The following is a 15,938-nucleotide window of genomic DNA, read 5'->3' as shown; positions in this document are numbered from 1 at the left end:
CGCGCACCGCGGATACCCTGGGCTGCGTGACTGAGACTTCGCTTCGTACCCGCTTCGCCCCGTCCCCCACGGGCATGTTCCACGTCGGCGGCGCCCGTTCCGCACTGTTCAACTGGGCGCTGGCCCAGCAGCGCTCCGAGGGGCGCATGGTGCTGCGCATCGAGGACACCGACGCCGCCCGCAACCGCCCCGAGTGGACCGAGGGCATCGTCCGCGCGCTGGCCTGGCTCGGCATCGGCGAGGACGACCCGCACTTCGAGGGCCCCTACTTCCAGTCGGCCTACGCCGACAAGCACCGCGAGACCGCGCAGGAGCTGTACAAGAACGGCCGCGCCTACTACTGCGACTGCACCCGCGAGCAGGTGCAGGAGCGGCGCGACAACCCCAACCTGGGGTACGACGGCCACTGCCGCGAGCGCAACCTGGAGCCGGGCCCCGGCCGCGCCCTGCGCTTCCGCGTGCCCGACGGCGGTCCCACCGTGGTGGAGGACCGGATCCGCGGCAGGGTGGAGTTCGAGCACTCCGCCATCGAGGACTTCGTCATCGCGCGTGCCGACGGCTCGCCGCTGTTCGTCCTGGCCAACGTCGTGGACGACGTGGAGATGGGCATCAACCAGGTCGTCCGGGGCGAGGAGCACCTGTCCAACACCCCCAAGCAGCAGCTGCTGTGGGAGGCGCTGGGCCTGACCCCGCCGGTGTGGGCGCACCTGCCCGTCATCGTCAACGAGCAGCGCAAGAAGCTGTCCAAGCGCCGTGACAAGGTGGCCCTGGAGTCCTACCAGGAGGAGGGCTACCTCGCCGAGGCGATGGTCAACTACCTCATGCTCCTGGGGTGGGCCCCCGGCGACGACCGCGAGATCATGCCGTGGTCGGAGATGGTGCCCCTGTTCCGCATCGAGGACGTCAACAGCTCCAGCGCCTTCTTCGACGAGAAGAAGCTCCGCGCGTTCAACGGCGAGTACATCCGCGCGCTGAGCGCCGAGGAGTTCGCCGAGCGCTGCCGGCCCTGGCTGACCGGCGACGCCGCGCCGTGGGACCCGGCCGACTACGACCCCGAGGTCTTCGCCGCCGTCGCGCCGCTCGCGCAGAGCCGCGTGGCGGTGCTCAGCGAGATCGTGCCCAACGTGGACTTCCTGTTCCTCCCCGAGCCGGTGGAGGACGAGAAGAGCTGGGCCAAGGCCATGAAGCCGGGCGTCGGCGCGGAGATGCTGGAGGCCGCCCTGGCCCGCTTCGCCGACCCGGGGCTGCCGTGGACCGCCGAGGACCTCAAGACCGCCACCGAGGAGACCGGCGCGACGCTCGGCCTGAAGCTGGGCAAGGCGCAGGCCCCGGTGCGCGTCGCGGTCACCGGGCGGACGGTCGGACTGCCGCTGTTCGAGTCGCTGGAGCTGCTCGGCCGCGAGCGCGTGCGGGCGCGGCTGGAGGCCGCGCTGGCCAAGCTGCGCGCCCAGGAGGACTCCGCGTCAGAGTAGGCGCGAGCCCCGGTCCGGGGTGGTCGGAGCCACAGGCCGGCCGCCCCGTCTTCGGTTCGCGACCACTCCGAATGTCCGCTAGAGTTATCCACGTCGCCGAGGGGGACAGGGAAGCGGAAGCTACCGGGTCCTCCCAGAGCACTGGGGTATGGTGTAATCGGCAGCACGACTGATTCTGGTTCAGTTAGTCTAGGTTCGAGTCCTGGTACCCCAGCACAGACTTGCGGTCTCCGTGAGTCTCATGGATCTCTGATCCAGTGCGCCCCCGTCGTCTAGTGGCCTAGGACGCCGCCCTCTCAAGGCGGTAACGGCGGTTCGAATCCGCTCGGGGGTACCAACAGGGAGAGACTCCCACGGTGTGGGAGTTTTTTTCTGGGTCGGTGCATGCCACCGATGTCCGGTTGGTGTAGGTATCGTGGTTTCGCGGTCCTGCTCCGGCCAGTCCGGCCCCCGTCGTCTAGTGGCCTAGGACGCCGCCCTCTCAAGGCGGTAACGGCGGTTCGAATCCGCTCGGGGGTACCAGTCAGGCTCCATCCGCGAGGATGGGGCCTTTCGTGCGTCCGGGGCCGGTTCCGCGGAGCCGGGCCGGGGCGCCCCTGCGCCGGAGGGTCCGGTCCGCGTGCGCGACCGGCAGGTCCGGCTCCTCGCGCGGCGCCCCCGGGAAGGAGGGCGCCACGCCCCTCCGGTCCGGCAGCCGGTCCCGTCGCCGCCCGTCCCGCCTTCGCACAGCCGGACCGGGACGGCGGACCCCACCGCCGAGTCCTGCCGGCGCGGCCCCGGCCGCACCGGCGGGCCGGTGGCGCCCGCGCGCCGGGTCCGGGCGTGTGCGGGCGTTCGCCGGTCCCCGCCGCGTTCCCGTGGGGCACGGCGTCGGGTCGGACAGGGCGCCGACAGGTGTCCACGGCCGGGAGGCCCCGGCGGCCCGGGAGCCGGGGCGTGGGCCCGCGGAAACCGTCCGGCGCCGCCGCGCGTTGCCCGGGTGCGCCCGCGCGGGCGGGCCGCCCCTGGAATACTGGGGCGGCGCAGTCCCCCCGACCGACCAACCCCCTGTCGGAGCGTATGAAGAGCGACCTCTCTCCCACCGGACGGCCGACCGGGCCGCACGCCCCTCCCCGCGGGGAGGCGGTGCGCCGTGACCGGCCGTGAACTCGGCCCCGGCCGCCACCAGGACAAGGAGGTCCGGGAGGTCCTCAAGGAGCTGGGGGAGCGGGGGTGGGTGCTCAGGCGCGAGGGCCACTGGGGCCGCCTGTATTGCGACTGCGGCTGCACCCGCATCCAGGTTCCCGGGACGCCGAGGGACTCCGGCCGGGCCGCACGCCGCATCAGGCAGGAGGCCCGGCGCTGCCCGATGCCCCCGGACGACCCCAGGCGCGGTGCGCGCGGCCCCCGCGAGTGATCCCGGCGCGGGCGCCGGAGGGGCGGCCGGTCGGCCCCCTCGCCGGAGCGGGCGGCGCGTTCCCGGGCCCGGCCGCGGACCGCGGACCGCGGCGGCCGGTCCCGTTCCGGCCCGGGCATGGTGCGATCATGCCGTGGCGGGTACCCTGTTGTTGACGTTTGTCAACGCTGGCGCGGTGTCGGCGCGCCCCGGTCCCCGGTGCGCGGGGCGGTGCGACGGAGGAAGGCGGGGCCGATGGCCGAGTACGAGTTCGTCTTCGTCGTCGACGGGATCACCCTGGACGACCACGACTCGGTCCACACCCTCACCGAGGACCTCGACGCGGTCGTCTCCTCCTCCCACGGGGTGACCCGGCTGACCGTGGCCGGGGCCGGGCCCGACGCCGTCACCGCGGCCAGGGTGCTCATGGAGCGCGTCCACGCCACGGCTCCCCGGGTGCGGCTGGTCCGTCTGGACCGGGAGCTCGTCGGCGTCTCCGACATCGCGGAACTCACCGGCCGGACCAGGCAGAACGTCACCCAGTGGACCCGCGGCCAGCGCCGGGACGGCGTCCCCTTCCCCGCGCCGGAGGCGACCGTCGGCCGCTCCTCCGTGTGGCTGTGGTCCGAGGTCGACGCGTGGCTCGGCGGGATCGGCCTGGGCGACGGCGAACTGCGCCCCACCCGTGCGGAGGCCACCGAGATCGACTGGCTCCTCCAGACCACGCGCAAGGTCGAGCTGGCCCTCGTGCGCCACGTCGACAGCCCCCACGTGCGGCGCGTGTCCAAGCTGCTCGCCGCGCACGCCCGCACGACCCGCGAGTTCATCCACTACCTGGTCAAGAACCCCCGGGTGCGCGATCCCCGGGGGCGCTACACCATCCTGGTCTGCTCGCCCGGCGACGGGGCCGTGGACGTCTTCCGCCGGCTGGAGTCGTTCGACCACCCCGTCGTGCTCGCCACGGTCACCAACCGCATCCACGCCCTGGTCATGGTCGACGGCGAGGGCGGCGCGGCGAAGCCGACCGAGCTGGTGCGCGGGATGACCGTGCGCGACTGGCTGGGGATGATCGCCCTGTCCCCGGAGAGCGAGTTCACCGTGGCCGCCGAGGGGGCGTCCACGAAGACGGCCACGATCTCGGCGCGTTCGCCCATGGACCTCGTGGGCGCCTGACGGCCGGCCCGGAGCCGGGACCGGCGCCGGACCGGCGTCCCCGGCCTTCGGGCCGGCGCCCTTCCGGGGCTGCGGACGGCCCCCGGGACGCCGCGGAGCGCCCGTGCGCACCGCCGGGAACGCGGAACCGCGCCGCCCGGAGCACCGGGGGCGCGGTCGCCCGTTCGAGGTGGGGACGGTGCCGGGGAAGGGGAGGGCCCGTCCCCCGGTCGACGCGGGGAAGGGGGCCTGCGGCGGCCCCGGCGGGGGGCGGGGCGCGTCAGTGGGCGACCTCGGTGTGCAGCGACTCGCTGATCTTCTCGGCGGCGGACAGCACCGCCTGGGAGTGGATACGGCCGGGGGAGCGGGTCAGGCGCTCTATCGGACCGGACACCGAGACGGCGGCGATCACGCGCCCGCCGGGGCCGGACACCGGGGCGGACACCGACGCCACGCCCTGCTCCCGCTCGGCGACGCTCTGGGCCCAGCGGCGGCGGCGCACCTGGGCGAGGCTGGCGGCGGTGAAGCGGGCGCCCACCAGCGACCGCCGTATGCGGTCGGAGTCCTCCCAGGCGAGGAGGACCTGGGCGGCCGAACCGGCGTTCATGGGGAGCTCGCTGCCCACGGGGACCGTGTCCCGCAGGCCGCTGCTCCGCTCGGAGGCCGCCACGCACACCCGCAGGTCGCCCTGGCGGCGGTAGAGCTGGGCGCTCTCGCCGGTCAGGTCGCGCAGCTGCACGAGGACGGGGGCCGCGACGGCCAGCAGGCGGTCCTCCCCGGTCGCTATGGAGAGTTCGCCGAGGCGGGGGCCGAGCACGAACCGGCCCTGGCTGTCCCGGGAGACCATGCGGTGCCGTTCGAGGGCGACGGCCAGCCTGTGCGCGGTCGGCCGTGCCAGTCCGGTGATCTGGACCAACTGGGCCAGGGAGGCCGGACCGGACTCCAGGGCGTCGAGGACGGACATGGTCTTGTCCAGGACACCGACGCCGCTGGATGAGCTAGAGTTGTCCATGGCTTGATATTGCCGTCTCGAAATATGGAATGCAAGTCGGCCCGCAGTCCGCGCAGGGCACACCGAGACGAGCCCGACACGTCTGACACGAGAGAGGCGACCGCCCATGGCACGCACGATGGCCGAGAAGGTCTGGGAGGAGCACGTCGTCCGACGTGCCGACGGCGAGCCGGACCTGCTCTACATCGACCTCCACCTGGTCCACGAGGTGACCAGCCCGCAGGCCTTCGAGGGGCTGCGGCTGGCCGGCCGCAAGGTCCGGCGCCCGGACCTGACCATCGCCACCGAGGACCACAACGTCCCCACGCAGGACCTCCTCGCCCCCATCGCCGACCCCGTCTCCCGCAAGCAGGTCGAGACGCTGCGCAAGAACTGCTCCGACTTCGGCGTGCGCCTGCACCCGATGGGCGACATCGAGCAGGGCGTCGTGCACGTGGTCGGCCCCCAGCTGGGCCTCACCCAGCCCGGGATGACCATCGTCTGCGGCGACAGCCACACCAGCACCCACGGCGCGTTCGGGGCCCTGGCCTTCGGCATCGGCACCAGCCAGGTCGAGCACGTGCTGGCCACCCAGACCCTGCCCATGGCGCCCTTCCGGACCATGGCGGTCACGGTCGACGGAACGCTGCGGCCGGGGGTGTCCGCCAAGGACATCATCCTCGCCGTCATCGCCAAGATCGGCACCGGCGGCGGCCAGGGCTACGTCATCGAGTACCGGGGCGAGGCCATCGAGGCCCTGTCCATGGAAGCCCGCATGACCGTGTGCAACATGTCCATCGAGGCGGGCGCCCGCGCCGGGATGATCGCCCCGGACCAGACCACGTTCGACTACATCGAGGGCCGCCCGCACGCCCCCCGGGGCGAGGACTTCGACGCCGCCGTCGAGCACTGGAAGAGCCTGCGCACCGACGAGGGCGCCGTCTTCGACGCCGAGGTCGTCCTGGACGCCGACGAGCTCAGCCCGTTCGTCACCTGGGGCACCAACCCCGGCCAGGGCGTGCCCCTGCACGCCGAGGTCCCCGACCCCGCCTCCTACGAGGACCCCTCGGCCCGCGCCGCCGCGGAGAAGGCCCTGGCCTACATGGACCTCGCTCCGGGGACGCCGATGCGGGAGGTCCGGGTGGACACCGTCTTCCTCGGCTCGTGCACCAACGGCCGCATCGAGGACCTGCGCACCGCCGCCGAGATCATCCGCGGCCGCAGGGTCGCCGAGGGCGTGCGCATGCTCGTGGTCCCCGGGTCCATGCGGGTCAAGGAGCAGGCCAACGCGGAGGGGCTGGGCGAGGTCTTCGAGGCCGCCGGCGCCGAGTGGCGCGAGGCGGGCTGCTCGATGTGCCTGGGCATGAACCCCGACCAGCTCAAGCCGGGCGAGCGCAGCGCCTCCACCTCGAACCGCAACTTCGAGGGCCGCCAGGGCCGCGGCGGGCGCACCCACCTCGTGTCGCCCCAGGTCGCCGCGGCGACCGCCGTGCGCGGCACCCTGTCCTCGCCCGCCGACCTGGCCGCCCTGTAGCACCTGACCCGTTAGGAGAGACCTCCCCATGGAGAAGTTCGACGTCCACACCGGTCGGGCCGTGCCGCTGCGTTCCAGCAACGTCGACACCGACCAGATCATCCCGGCCGTCTACCTCAAGCGGGTCGCCCGTACCGGCTTCGAGGACGGCCTGTTCGCCGAGTGGCGCAAGTCCGACCCGGACTTCGTCCTCAACCGCCCCGAGTACGAGGGCGCGTCCGTGCTGGTGGCCGGCCCGGACTTCGGCACCGGCTCCTCCCGCGAGCACGCCGTCTGGGCGCTCCAGGACTACGGCTTCAAGACCGTGCTGTCCTCGCGCTTCGCGGACATCTTCCGCGGCAACTCGCTCAAGGGCGGGCTGCTGACGGTCCTGCTGCCCCAGGAGGTCATCGAGCGCATCTGGAAGGCCGTCGAGGCCGACCCGGCGACCGAGGTGACCGTCGACCTCGTCGAGCGCGAGGTGCGCTCCCCGGGCGCCGGGGTGCAGGAGCCGTTCGAGCTCGACGACTACACCCGCTGGCGGCTGATGGAGGGGCTGGACGACATCGCCCTGACGCTGCGCCACACCGACGAGGTGGGGGCCTTCGAGGCGACCCGGAAGCCGTGGCTCCCCGTGACCCTGTAGGGGCCGGATCGTGTTCTGGGCCGGGGATCGAGGCGTCGTGTGACGCAGCACACCCCCGGCCCAGAAATATTTTACCTTTACTTGGTGTGAGCGTTCGCTTACCTTCCCGCTGTCCTTAAGCTCGGCGTGTCTGGTGCCCGGAATCCGGTTATACGTAGGCTTTTGAGAGCTACAGAAGGGGTCAAATGGGACTGCGGTCCCGGGCTCCACCGGTCCAGACCGCACCCTCCGTGAGGCTCCCTCGCAGGTGGGGAAGGGGCCGACACGCCTTGCCCGTAGGCGTTTGTATTTGTGTAAGGGCCTCTGCTTCCCCTAATTTCGTGCGAGCAAGGGGGAACCGGAGGAACCTTATGAACAAGCGTGACCTGATCGACGCGATCTCCGATCGTCTCGGAGACAAGAAGACCGCGACCGAAGCGGTCAACGCTGTGCTTGAGACCATTCAGGCAACCGTGGCGTCGGGCGACAAGGTCGCCATCACGGGCTTCGGCGTTTTCGAGAAGTCCGAGCGCGCGGCTCGCACCGCGCGCAACCCCGCCACCGGGGCCACCATCAACGTCCCCGCGAGCTTCGTTCCGAAGTTCCGCGCCGGCGCTGACTTCAAGGCCCTCGTCAACGGGGACAAGAAGAAGTAGCCCACCGCCACACGGCGACGGGCCGAGTCCGCCCGGGTTCCCTGCGGGGAGCCCGGGCGGATCTCTGTTCCGGGGCGACGGGGCGTTCCGTGCCTCCGGCGGCGGGGCGGCACACCCAATGACGTTCACACGCGCCACAGGGCGTTCTGTGCGCCTCAGAGGCCCCACGAGCGCGGGACAGGCCCTCCCGGAGCCTCCAGGGGCGTCAGGGGGCGCCCTGCGTCCTCAGGCAGCCGCCCGCGACCGCCTCCCACAGCTCACGGGTCCGCGGACCCACCCCCAGGCCCACCGCGTCGCACAGGTCCTCCGGGGTGTCCACGTCCCGCCGGACCGACGCCACGTCCGGGAGCGCGATCTCGTGCGCGCCCCCGTCCCGGTGCCGCGCCCGCGAGGCCCCCTCGAACGCGGGGGTGAAGGGGTGGCCGGGTGCCGCCGCGAGCAGGGTCGTCCCCACACCCGGGGCGTCCGGCAGGAACGAGCGCCCGTGGCGGGCCGCCGCGGCGAGGACCCGGTCCAGCTCGTCCGGGCGCAGCGCGGGGAGGTCGGCCGACAGGGCGCACACCCCGGCCCCGGGCCGCCTGCGCCGTGCGGCCGCGGCCCCGTGGGCCAGGGCGGAGTTCAGCCCGGTGCCGGGCTCGCCGCCGACCACGACCGCGCCCAGGCCGGTCAGCTCGGCGCCGGCCCGGCGGTCCTCGGTCACCGCGAACACGGCCTCCACGCCGGGGCAGGCCAGTGCCGCCTCGACCGTGTCGCAGGCGATCGCCAGCGCCAGGTCCTCGCGGAGCCCCCCGGCGGCCAGGGCCAGTCGGGTCTTGGCGCGGCCGAGGTGCTTGACTGGGACGACGAGGGACCAGCGCACCCCGGGGCGCGGCGCCCCGCCCCGTACTCCAAAGCCGGTCACGCTTCCCCCGGGACGTCGAATCGGCCACGACAGTCACGAGGGTAGGCGCTCGGGGAGGGCGCGGCGCGGGCACCCTGTGGCGTGTCGGAGCCTCGACCCGGCGGCCCTTCCCGGACCGGTCCGGCGGGGGCACCTGGGAGGGTTCCGCCACGTCCTACACTGAACCGGTTGTGCTCCGAGGCCCGGACGGGCCGGGAGCGATGAAGTGAGGAGTCCCGTGGCCAAGCAACGAGAATCGCGGTGGGTGAAGGCGGTCGTCTCCCGGATCGTCAGGTTCGTGCTGTGGTTCATCACCAAGCCGACCTGGGAGGGCACCGAGAACGTCCCTGCCCGGGGCGGGGTGATCATCGCCGCGAACCACCTCTCGATGGCGGACCCGCTGACGGTCGCGCACTTCCTCTACATCGGGGCCCGCCGCTGGCCGACCTTCACGATGAAGGACGGGGTCATGAAGATCCCCGTGGTGCGCGCGGTGGCCAGGAGCACGGGGCAGATCCCGATCAAGCGCGGCAGCACCGACGCCGTGAAGGCGCTCCACGAGGCGGAGGTCGCCCTCACCCGAGACGGCTCCTCGGTGATCTTCTACCCGGAGGGCACCTGCACCCGCGACCCCGGCCTGTGGCCGATGACCGCCAAGACCGGGGTGGCGCGGCTGGCGCTGACCACGGGCGTGCCGGTCGTCCCTGTCGCGCACTGGGGCGAGCAGAACCTCCTGCCGTACGGGGCCAAGAAGCCCAGCCTGTTCCCGCGCAAGCGCATCGACTTCCGCGCCGGGCCGCCGGTGGACCTGTCCCGGTTCGAGGGCCTGCCGCTGACCGCGACGGTCCTCAAGGAGGCCACCGAGCTCATCATGGGCGACATCACCGCGCTCCAGGCGCAGATCCGCGGGGAGGAGCCGCCCGCGATCCCCTTCGACTTCAAGAAGGCGCGGGAGGAGGCCGCCGAGGCCAAGCGGGCGGAGCGGCTCGCCGGCGGTGACGCCGACGGCGGGACGGACGACGGCGCCGCGGGCGGCGGCGACAACGGGAAGAGCAGCGCGGGGGCGTGACGGGGCAGATGGGTACCGACAACGTGAAGGTCGCCGTTCTCGGCGCGGGCTCCTGGGGCACCGTGTTCGCGAACATCATCGCGGACGCCGCCGACCTGGCCCGGGAGCGGGACCCCGGCGGCAGACCCGTCGAGGTGGTGCTGTGGGGGCGCAGGGCGTCCGTCGTGGACGCGATCAACGGGACCTCCGAGAACCCGGACTACTTCCCGGGCATCGGGCTGAACCCCCGGCTGCGGGCCACCGCCGACGCCGCCGGGGCGCTCGCCGGGGCCGACGTGGTCGTGCTGGCGGTCCCCTCGCAGACACTGCGCGCGAACCTCGTCGGGTGGCGGCCCCACCTGCGCGAGGACGCGGTGGTCGTCAGCCTCATGAAGGGCGTGGAGCTGGGGACCTGCCTGCGCGTCAGCCAGATCATCGCCCAGGTGCTGGAGTACCCGGAGGAGCGCATCGCGGTCGTGTCGGGCCCCAACCTGGCCCGGGAGATCGCGGAGCGCCAGCCCGCCACCGCCGTCGTCGCGTGCCCGCACGAGGAGACGGCCGTCCGTCTCCAGTCGCTGTTCAAGTCGGCGTACTTCCGTCCCTACACCAGCACCGACCTGGTCGGGGTGGAGATCGGCGGCGCGATGAAGAACGTGATCGGCCTCGCCGTGGGCGTGGCCGAGGGCATGGGGTTCGGGGACAACACCAAGGCGTCCCTGATCACCCGGGGCCTGGCCGAGACCACGCGCCTCGCGGTGGCCCTGGGCGCGGACGAGCACACGCTGTCCGGCCTCGCGGGCATGGGGGACCTCGTCGCGACATGCTCCTCGCCGCTGTCGCGGAACCGGACCTTCGGTGAGAAACTGGGCGCGGGCAAGACCCTCGAACAGGTCGTGGCGGAGACCAGGCAGACCGCCGAGGGGGTCAAGTCCTCCGAGTCCGTCCTCGAACTCGGGTGGGCCAACGGGGTGGACATGCCGATCACCGAGGCCGTCGTCAAGATGATGCACCACGACCTGAGCCCGGCCGAGGCGCTGGTGGCGTTCATGTCGCGCAGCAGCAAACCGGAACGCTACGGGGTCTGAGAGCGAGCACGATGTCACACACAGCAGGGGCCGGCGGCGGTGGCGAGCACACCCGGGCGGTCTCCCTCCCCGGGGCGCCGGTGCCGGAGGAGCGCCCCATGCGCATGCCGGTCCACAGGGCGACCACCTACGCGTTCGACACCTCCCAGCAGTACGCGGACGTCCTCGCGGGAGCCTCCCCCGGCTACTCGTACGCCCGCATCGACAGCCCCACCGTCGACGCGTTCGCCGACGCGGTGGCCGCGCTGGAGGGCGCGGGCCTGGAGGAGGAGGTGCGCGGGCAGGCCTTCTCCTCGGGCATGGGGGCGCTCAGCACCGTGTTCCTGGCGCTGACCGAGGCCGGCGCGCACGTCGTGGCCGCCCGCTCCATCTACGGCAACACCCACTCGCTCCTGGACCGCCTCCTGCGCCGGTTCGGGGTGAGCACCGACTTCGTGGACATCACCGACCTCGACGCGGTGCGCGCCGCCGTCGGCCCGCGGACCCGCGTGGTGTTCACCGAGACGCTGTCCAACCCCACGATGACCGTGTCCGACCTGCCGGGCCTGGCGCGGATCGCCCGTGAAGCGGGGGCCGCGCTGGTGGTGGACTCCACCTTCGCGTCACCGGCGGTCTGCCGGCCCCTGGAGCACGGCGCCGACGTGGTGGTGCACTCCGCCACCAAGTACATCGGCGGCCACAGCGACACCACCGGTGGCGTGGCCGTGGCCTCGCCGGAGCTCATCGGGCGTATCCGCTCGGCGCGCATCGACCTGGGCCCCTGTCTCGCCCCCGACGAGGCGTACCTGCTGCACCGCGGCCTGGAGACGCTGCCGCTCCGGGTGCAGCGCCAGTGCGGGACCGCGGCGGCCTTCGCCGCGGCGCTGGAGGGCCACCCCCTCGTGGAGCGGGTCGACCACCCCTCCCTCGCCTCGCACCCGCAGTCCGCGCTCGCGGACGAGCTGTTCGACGCGGGTCGGCGCGGGGCGGTCGTGACCGTGCACCCGGTCGGCGGGCGCGAGGCCGGGACGGCCTTCGCCGACCGCCTGCGCGTGGCGACCATCGCCGCCTCGCTCGGGGGCACGCACACCCTGGCCGGACACGTCGCCTCCACCTCGCACCGCAGCATGAGCGGGGCCGAACTGGAGGCCGCGGGCATCTCCCCGGGCGCGGTGCGGTTCTCCATCGGCCTGGAGGACCCGCAGGACCTCATCGAGGACGCCCTCCGGGCCCTCGACGGGGGAAACTGACACATCACGGGTATTTCTCCCGGTTCCGGTTCCATCAGTTGGCGAGATAAGGTCAGGCAGCATGTCGTCCGAGCAGCGCAAGATTCGGGTCGCCGTCGTCTTCGGCGGGCGTAGTTCCGAACACGAGATCTCCTGCGTCACCGCGGGAAGCGTGTTGTCCGTCATCGACGGGGACCGCTACGAGGTCGTGCCCGTGGGTATCACCAGGACGGGCAACTGGGTGCTGACCTCGGGCGATCCCGAACGGCTGCGCATCGACGAGGCCACCCGGGCGCTCCCGACCGTCCCCGAGGACGGCGCGGACCTGGCCCTGCCCTTCGACGCGGCCGGCCAGCTGATGGTCGTCAACCCGGAGAAGGGCCCCGAACGGCTCGCCGAGGTGGACGTCGTCCTGCCGCTGCTGCACGGCCCCTTCGGTGAGGACGGCACCATCCAGGGGCTGTTCGAGATGATGGGGGTCCGCTACGCGGGCGCCGGGGTGTTCTCCAGCGCCGCCGCCATGGACAAGGTCTTCATGAAGGCCATGCTCCGCGGCAACGGCATCCCCACCAGCGACTTCGTCGCGATCTCCGACCGCCAGTGGCGCACGGAGCGCAAGCGGGTGCTGGACGACGTCGCCGAGCTGGGCGCCACCGTGTTCGTCAAGCCCGCCCGCGCGGGCAGCAGCGTCGGCATCACCAAGGTGCGCGACACCTCGGACGCCGACGCCGTGGTCGCCGCCGTCGAGGCCGCCCGGGAGCACGACCCCAAGGTGCTGGTGGAGGCGCAGGTCGTCGGCCGCGAGATCGAGTGCGGCGTCCTGGAGGCCGAGGACGGCGGGACCCCCGACGTGTCCTTCCCGGCCGAGGTGCACGTCGCCGACGGGTTCGACTTCTACGACTTCGAGGCCAAGTACCTCTCGACGAGCAGCCTCACCATCCCGGCGCGGATCCCGGAGGAGGCCACGGCGCGGCTGCGCGCGATGGCGGCCGACGTGTTCGAGGCGATGGGCTGCGAGGGCCTGGCCCGGGTGGACTTCTTCTACACCGAGGACGGCGAGATCCTCGTCAACGAGCTCAACACGATGCCCGGGTTCACCCCGGCCTCGGCGTTCCCCCAGATGTGGGCCGCCACCGGGGTGGACTACGCGGCGCTGATCGAGCGGATGATCGCCTCGGCGCTGCGCCGCGCCCCCGGCCTGAGGTAGCGGGCGGGGCGAAAGGGGCGCGGAGCCCCCGGCGCGAGCGCGCGCACGGGGGCGGTGACGCGCCCCGACACCGTCCACAGGCGGGTGACCGGCCGGTTGCCCGCCTGCGGCGCGTGCGGGGGACCGGGATCCGGGGAGCCGCCGGCCGACGGCGCCGGCACAGCGCAGCCGCGTCGGCTCGCCCCGTGTGCCGTGGGCCGGTTCCGCCTCGACGCGGGCGAAGGCTCCGCGGCGGCGGACGTGCAGCTGATCGATCCGCGGCCGGGCGGTGCGGGCGCGCTCGCCGGGGCGGCCGGTTCGCCGGCCGGGGCCATCAGTGTTTCGAGTGCGGTGCCGTTCCGGGGGCGAGTGCGGTCGCCAGGGCGGCGAGGCGGTCATGTTCCTCGGGCGTGAGACGGCTGAACCGGTCGGCGACCGCTTCGGCGAAGCGCTCCCGTAGGCGCACGATCAGCTGTTCGCCCTCCTGGGTGGCCGTTACGCGGCTCACCCTGCGGTCCTCGCTGTCGCGCTCCCTCGCCAACAGCCCCCGCCTCTCCAGCCGGTCGACCATGCCGGTGACATTGGTCCTGTCGCAGCCGAGGGTGGTGGCCAGTTCACCGAAGGACGGCCGATCGGAAGTCAGGACGCACAGCAGCTGGGCCTGCTGAGTGGTCAGGCCGAACTCGCGCCCGATGAGCGCGTAGAGGGCGGCGGCCTCGCGGTGCAGCGTGGTGACGGCGGCGGCGAGGGCATGCGAGGTCATGGGGGACAGCCTAGATGATTGACCTCGTCGACAATTTAGGAGATCATCTCACCTATCGACATCATCACCTTTTGAAGGGCTCGGGCACACGCATGAACGGCAAGGTCGCAGTCGTGACGGGAGCGTCCCGGGGGATCGGGCGCGCCGTCGCCGAACGGTTGGGGGCGGACGGAGCGCGGGTGATCGTCAACTACCACTCGGACGCGGCCGCGGCGAAGGACGCGGTGGCCGCCGTCGAGCGTGCGGGCGGACGGGCCACCGCGGTGCGGGCCGATGTGCGCGACGCGACGCAACTGAGCTCTCTGTTCAAGGCGGCCGTCGCGGAGTACGGCGGGCTGGACGTCCTCGTCAGCAATACGGGGACGGCGCGCCCCACATCCCTGGCGGACGCCACGGACGAGGACCTGGAGCTGCACTTCGCCATCAACACCCGGCCCGTCTTCAGAGCCCTGAAGGAGGCGCCGCTCCACATGCGCCACGGTGGGCGGGTCGTCGTGATCTCCAGCGGTGCGACCGTCGTGGCGCATCCTGGCGCGGGCCTCTACGCCGCGAGCAAAGCGGCAGCCGAGCAGCTGGCCCGGACGGCGGCACACGAGCTCGGACCGCGCGGAATCACGGTGAACAGCGTATTGCCCGGCGCCACCCGCACCGATGCCCTGCAGGCCCAGATGCCGGCCGACGTGGCCGCGTCCATCCGTGGCCGGACGCCCCTCGGCCGCCTGGGCGAGCCGGCCGACATCGCGTCGGTGGTCGCGTTCCTGGTCTCGGACGAAGGCGCATGGATCAACGGCCAGACCATCCACGCAAGCGGTGGCCTCTTCTGAGGCGCCCCGGCAGCTGTACTCGGTCCTGCGGCCGCAGGCCGTCCGCGGACGCACCCGACCGCGCCCGCCGGCTCCACCTCGCCGCCCCCGACATCCGACCGGACGCGGCCCACGGCACCGCCTGCGCGGTCAGCCCCCGGAGGACCTACGGACCCGATCACCGAGCACGCGCCCGCGCCTCCGACCGGGCCCGATCCTCACCCGTGGAGGACCGGGCCGAGATGCGGGCGACCGGGTTCACCCCTGGAGCGGTCCCCGGGGCGGGTGCTGCGGGCCCTGGTCGCCCGGGTACGCCGGGGGCGGCGGGGCCCCCTCCGTGCCGGGGGCTCCCCGGTACGCGCTCCCGGACGGGCCGCCGAGGGCCCGCCCGCCCGGTCCGACCTGCCCGGGCCCGGCGGGGCCGGAGGGCACCAGGTCGCGGGTGAGGATCGCGCCGGCCGCCGTGGCGGCGGGGAAGACCACGACCGCCACGAACGGGATCGCCAGCAGGAGGTAGGTCGGCACGGCGAAGCCCAGCACCCGCATCCGCCGTTTCGCCATGTGCTGCCTGCGGTCGCGGATGGTCGTCAGCCTCCGGCGGTCGAACGCGCTCGCCAGGAGCTCGATCGCCAGCAGCCACCCGCCCAGCAGGGCGGCCAGCACCGGGCCGACCACGGGCCCGGCCAGCGGGATGAAACCGACCACGAGGACGAGCACCGACACCAGCAGGGACACCGCGACGATCACCAGCGACTGGCGCACGGCACGCCACATCGACGCCATCAGCGACTCGTCGGGCTCCTCGGGGGCGTTGCCCAGCTCCTCCTCGACCAGCTCGGTGATCTTGTCGTAGATCGGCGACCCGAGCGTCAGGGTCACGGTCGTGAACGTCACCACCATCAGCAGGACCGTCCCGGCCAGGATGCCGACCGACACGGCTCCGCGCAGGAGCCCCTGCCAGAAGGGGTCCCAGCCGTCGCTGAAGGGTGTCGCCCAGGCCGCCAGGTCGACCAGGTTCACCACGAGGAGCACCAGCAGGCCCAGGAAGACCAGGGAGGTGATCAGGGCGGGCAGGGCCCCGAGCAGGAACAGGCGCGGTTTGCGCAGAAGCAGGGCGAAGCCGCGTGCCAGGACGCCGACGCCGCCGAAGAACTCACGTACAGGATTGGCCACGGGGGAAC

The 15,938-nt window shown here is 73.0% G+C and carries 15 protein-coding genes and 3 tRNA genes; 14 read left to right on the top strand and 4 right to left on the bottom strand.

Features of this window, described 5'->3' with window-relative positions:
- Window positions 1-26 precede the first annotated feature (26 nt).
- The 6 genes from gltX (at window position 27) to ACIRPH_RS24535 (ending at window position 4,020) form a co-directional block, all read left to right on the top strand.
- Entirely contained in the window at window positions 27-1,472 is a 1,446-nt protein-coding gene (gene gltX, locus ACIRPH_RS24560; RefSeq protein WP_402918349.1) for a glutamate--tRNA ligase, read from the top strand.
- Between the two features lie 142 nt (window positions 1,473-1,614).
- Window positions 1,615-1,686, top strand: a tRNA-Gln gene (locus ACIRPH_RS24555).
- A 47-nt stretch (window positions 1,687-1,733) separates the two neighbouring features.
- A tRNA-Glu gene (locus tag ACIRPH_RS24550) sits at window positions 1,734-1,809 on the top strand.
- A gap of 109 nt (window positions 1,810-1,918) precedes the next feature.
- Window positions 1,919-1,994, top strand: a tRNA-Glu gene (locus ACIRPH_RS24545).
- Between the two features lie 610 nt (window positions 1,995-2,604).
- Complete coding sequence (locus tag ACIRPH_RS24540; RefSeq protein WP_402918347.1) at window positions 2,605-2,868, top strand: hypothetical protein; 264 nt, start codon at window positions 2,605-2,607, stop codon at window positions 2,866-2,868.
- A 234-nt stretch (window positions 2,869-3,102) separates the two neighbouring features.
- Window positions 3,103-4,020: a helix-turn-helix transcriptional regulator gene (locus tag ACIRPH_RS24535; RefSeq protein WP_402918344.1), complete on the top strand. Its 918-nt coding sequence runs from the start codon at window positions 3,103-3,105 to the stop codon at window positions 4,018-4,020.
- Between the two features lie 259 nt (window positions 4,021-4,279).
- Here ACIRPH_RS24535 and ACIRPH_RS24530 read toward each other — a convergent pair whose 3' ends face one another.
- Window positions 4,280-4,963 carry an IclR family transcriptional regulator gene (locus ACIRPH_RS24530; RefSeq protein WP_276567193.1) on the bottom strand — a complete coding sequence of 228 codons (684 nt, stop codon included), beginning with the start codon at window positions 4,961-4,963 and terminating at the stop codon, window positions 4,280-4,282.
- A 154-nt stretch (window positions 4,964-5,117) separates the two neighbouring features.
- Between ACIRPH_RS24530 and leuC the strand changes: the two genes are divergently transcribed.
- The 3 genes from leuC to ACIRPH_RS24515 all read left to right on the top strand — a co-directional run bounded on the left by leuC (window position 5,118) and on the right by ACIRPH_RS24515 (window position 7,784).
- Complete coding sequence (leuC, locus tag ACIRPH_RS24525) at window positions 5,118-6,524, top strand: 3-isopropylmalate dehydratase large subunit (protein WP_402918341.1); 1,407 nt, start codon at window positions 5,118-5,120, stop codon at window positions 6,522-6,524.
- 28 nt (window positions 6,525-6,552) lie between these two features.
- Window positions 6,553-7,149, top strand: a complete 597-nt coding sequence (gene leuD / locus ACIRPH_RS24520; RefSeq protein WP_267946480.1) for a 3-isopropylmalate dehydratase small subunit — start codon at window positions 6,553-6,555, stop codon at window positions 7,147-7,149.
- Window positions 7,150-7,499: 350 nt separating this feature from the next.
- Window positions 7,500-7,784, top strand: a complete 285-nt coding sequence (locus ACIRPH_RS24515; protein WP_267946479.1) for an HU family DNA-binding protein — start codon at window positions 7,500-7,502, stop codon at window positions 7,782-7,784.
- Between the two features lie 205 nt (window positions 7,785-7,989).
- Here ACIRPH_RS24515 and cofC read toward each other — a convergent pair whose 3' ends face one another.
- Window positions 7,990-8,685 carry a 2-phospho-L-lactate guanylyltransferase gene (gene cofC / locus ACIRPH_RS24510; protein ID WP_402918336.1) on the bottom strand — a complete coding sequence of 232 codons (696 nt, stop codon included), beginning with the start codon at window positions 8,683-8,685 and terminating at the stop codon, window positions 7,990-7,992.
- A gap of 217 nt (window positions 8,686-8,902) precedes the next feature.
- Here cofC and ACIRPH_RS24505 point away from each other — a divergent pair, with 217 nt between their 5' ends.
- From ACIRPH_RS24505 to ACIRPH_RS24490, 4 genes are all read left to right on the top strand, one after another.
- A complete protein-coding gene (locus ACIRPH_RS24505; RefSeq protein WP_402918333.1) occupies window positions 8,903-9,733 on the top strand; it encodes a lysophospholipid acyltransferase family protein in 831 nt (276 codons plus the stop codon).
- Between the two features lie 8 nt (window positions 9,734-9,741).
- Window positions 9,742-10,797: an NAD(P)H-dependent glycerol-3-phosphate dehydrogenase gene (locus ACIRPH_RS24500; protein ID WP_402918330.1), complete on the top strand. Its 1,056-nt coding sequence runs from the start codon at window positions 9,742-9,744 to the stop codon at window positions 10,795-10,797.
- 11 nt (window positions 10,798-10,808) lie between these two features.
- The gene (locus ACIRPH_RS24495; protein WP_402918327.1) at window positions 10,809-12,026 is read left to right on the top strand and encodes a trans-sulfuration enzyme family protein; all 1,218 of its coding nucleotides are present in this window, start codon (window positions 10,809-10,811) and stop codon (window positions 12,024-12,026) included.
- A gap of 61 nt (window positions 12,027-12,087) precedes the next feature.
- Window positions 12,088-13,212, top strand: coding sequence for a D-alanine--D-alanine ligase family protein (locus tag ACIRPH_RS24490; protein WP_267946474.1), 1,125 nt, complete (start codon window positions 12,088-12,090; stop codon window positions 13,210-13,212).
- Between the two features lie 313 nt (window positions 13,213-13,525).
- Here ACIRPH_RS24490 and ACIRPH_RS24485 read toward each other — a convergent pair whose 3' ends face one another.
- Window positions 13,526-13,954: a MarR family transcriptional regulator gene (locus tag ACIRPH_RS24485; RefSeq protein WP_402918324.1), complete on the bottom strand. Its 429-nt coding sequence runs from the start codon at window positions 13,952-13,954 to the stop codon at window positions 13,526-13,528.
- A 14-nt stretch (window positions 13,955-13,968) separates the two neighbouring features.
- Between ACIRPH_RS24485 and ACIRPH_RS24480 the strand changes: the two genes are divergently transcribed.
- Entirely contained in the window at window positions 13,969-14,778 is an 810-nt protein-coding gene (locus ACIRPH_RS24480; RefSeq protein WP_402918321.1) for an SDR family oxidoreductase, read from the top strand.
- 237 nt (window positions 14,779-15,015) lie between these two features.
- Here the strand turns inward: ACIRPH_RS24480 and ACIRPH_RS24475 are convergent, their stop codons facing one another.
- On the bottom strand, window positions 15,016-15,930 hold the full coding sequence (locus ACIRPH_RS24475; protein WP_402918318.1) for an EI24 domain-containing protein: 915 nt from the start codon (window positions 15,928-15,930) through the stop codon (window positions 15,016-15,018).
- Between the last annotated feature and the right edge of the window lie 8 nt (window positions 15,931-15,938).

This window comes from Nocardiopsis sp. NPDC101807, from assembly GCF_044766605.1.
Classification (GTDB): domain Bacteria; phylum Actinomycetota; class Actinomycetes; order Streptosporangiales; family Streptosporangiaceae; genus Nocardiopsis; species Nocardiopsis tropica.
Note: the sequence above shows the minus strand (reverse complement) of the source record. Positions and strands in the feature narration are given on the sequence as shown.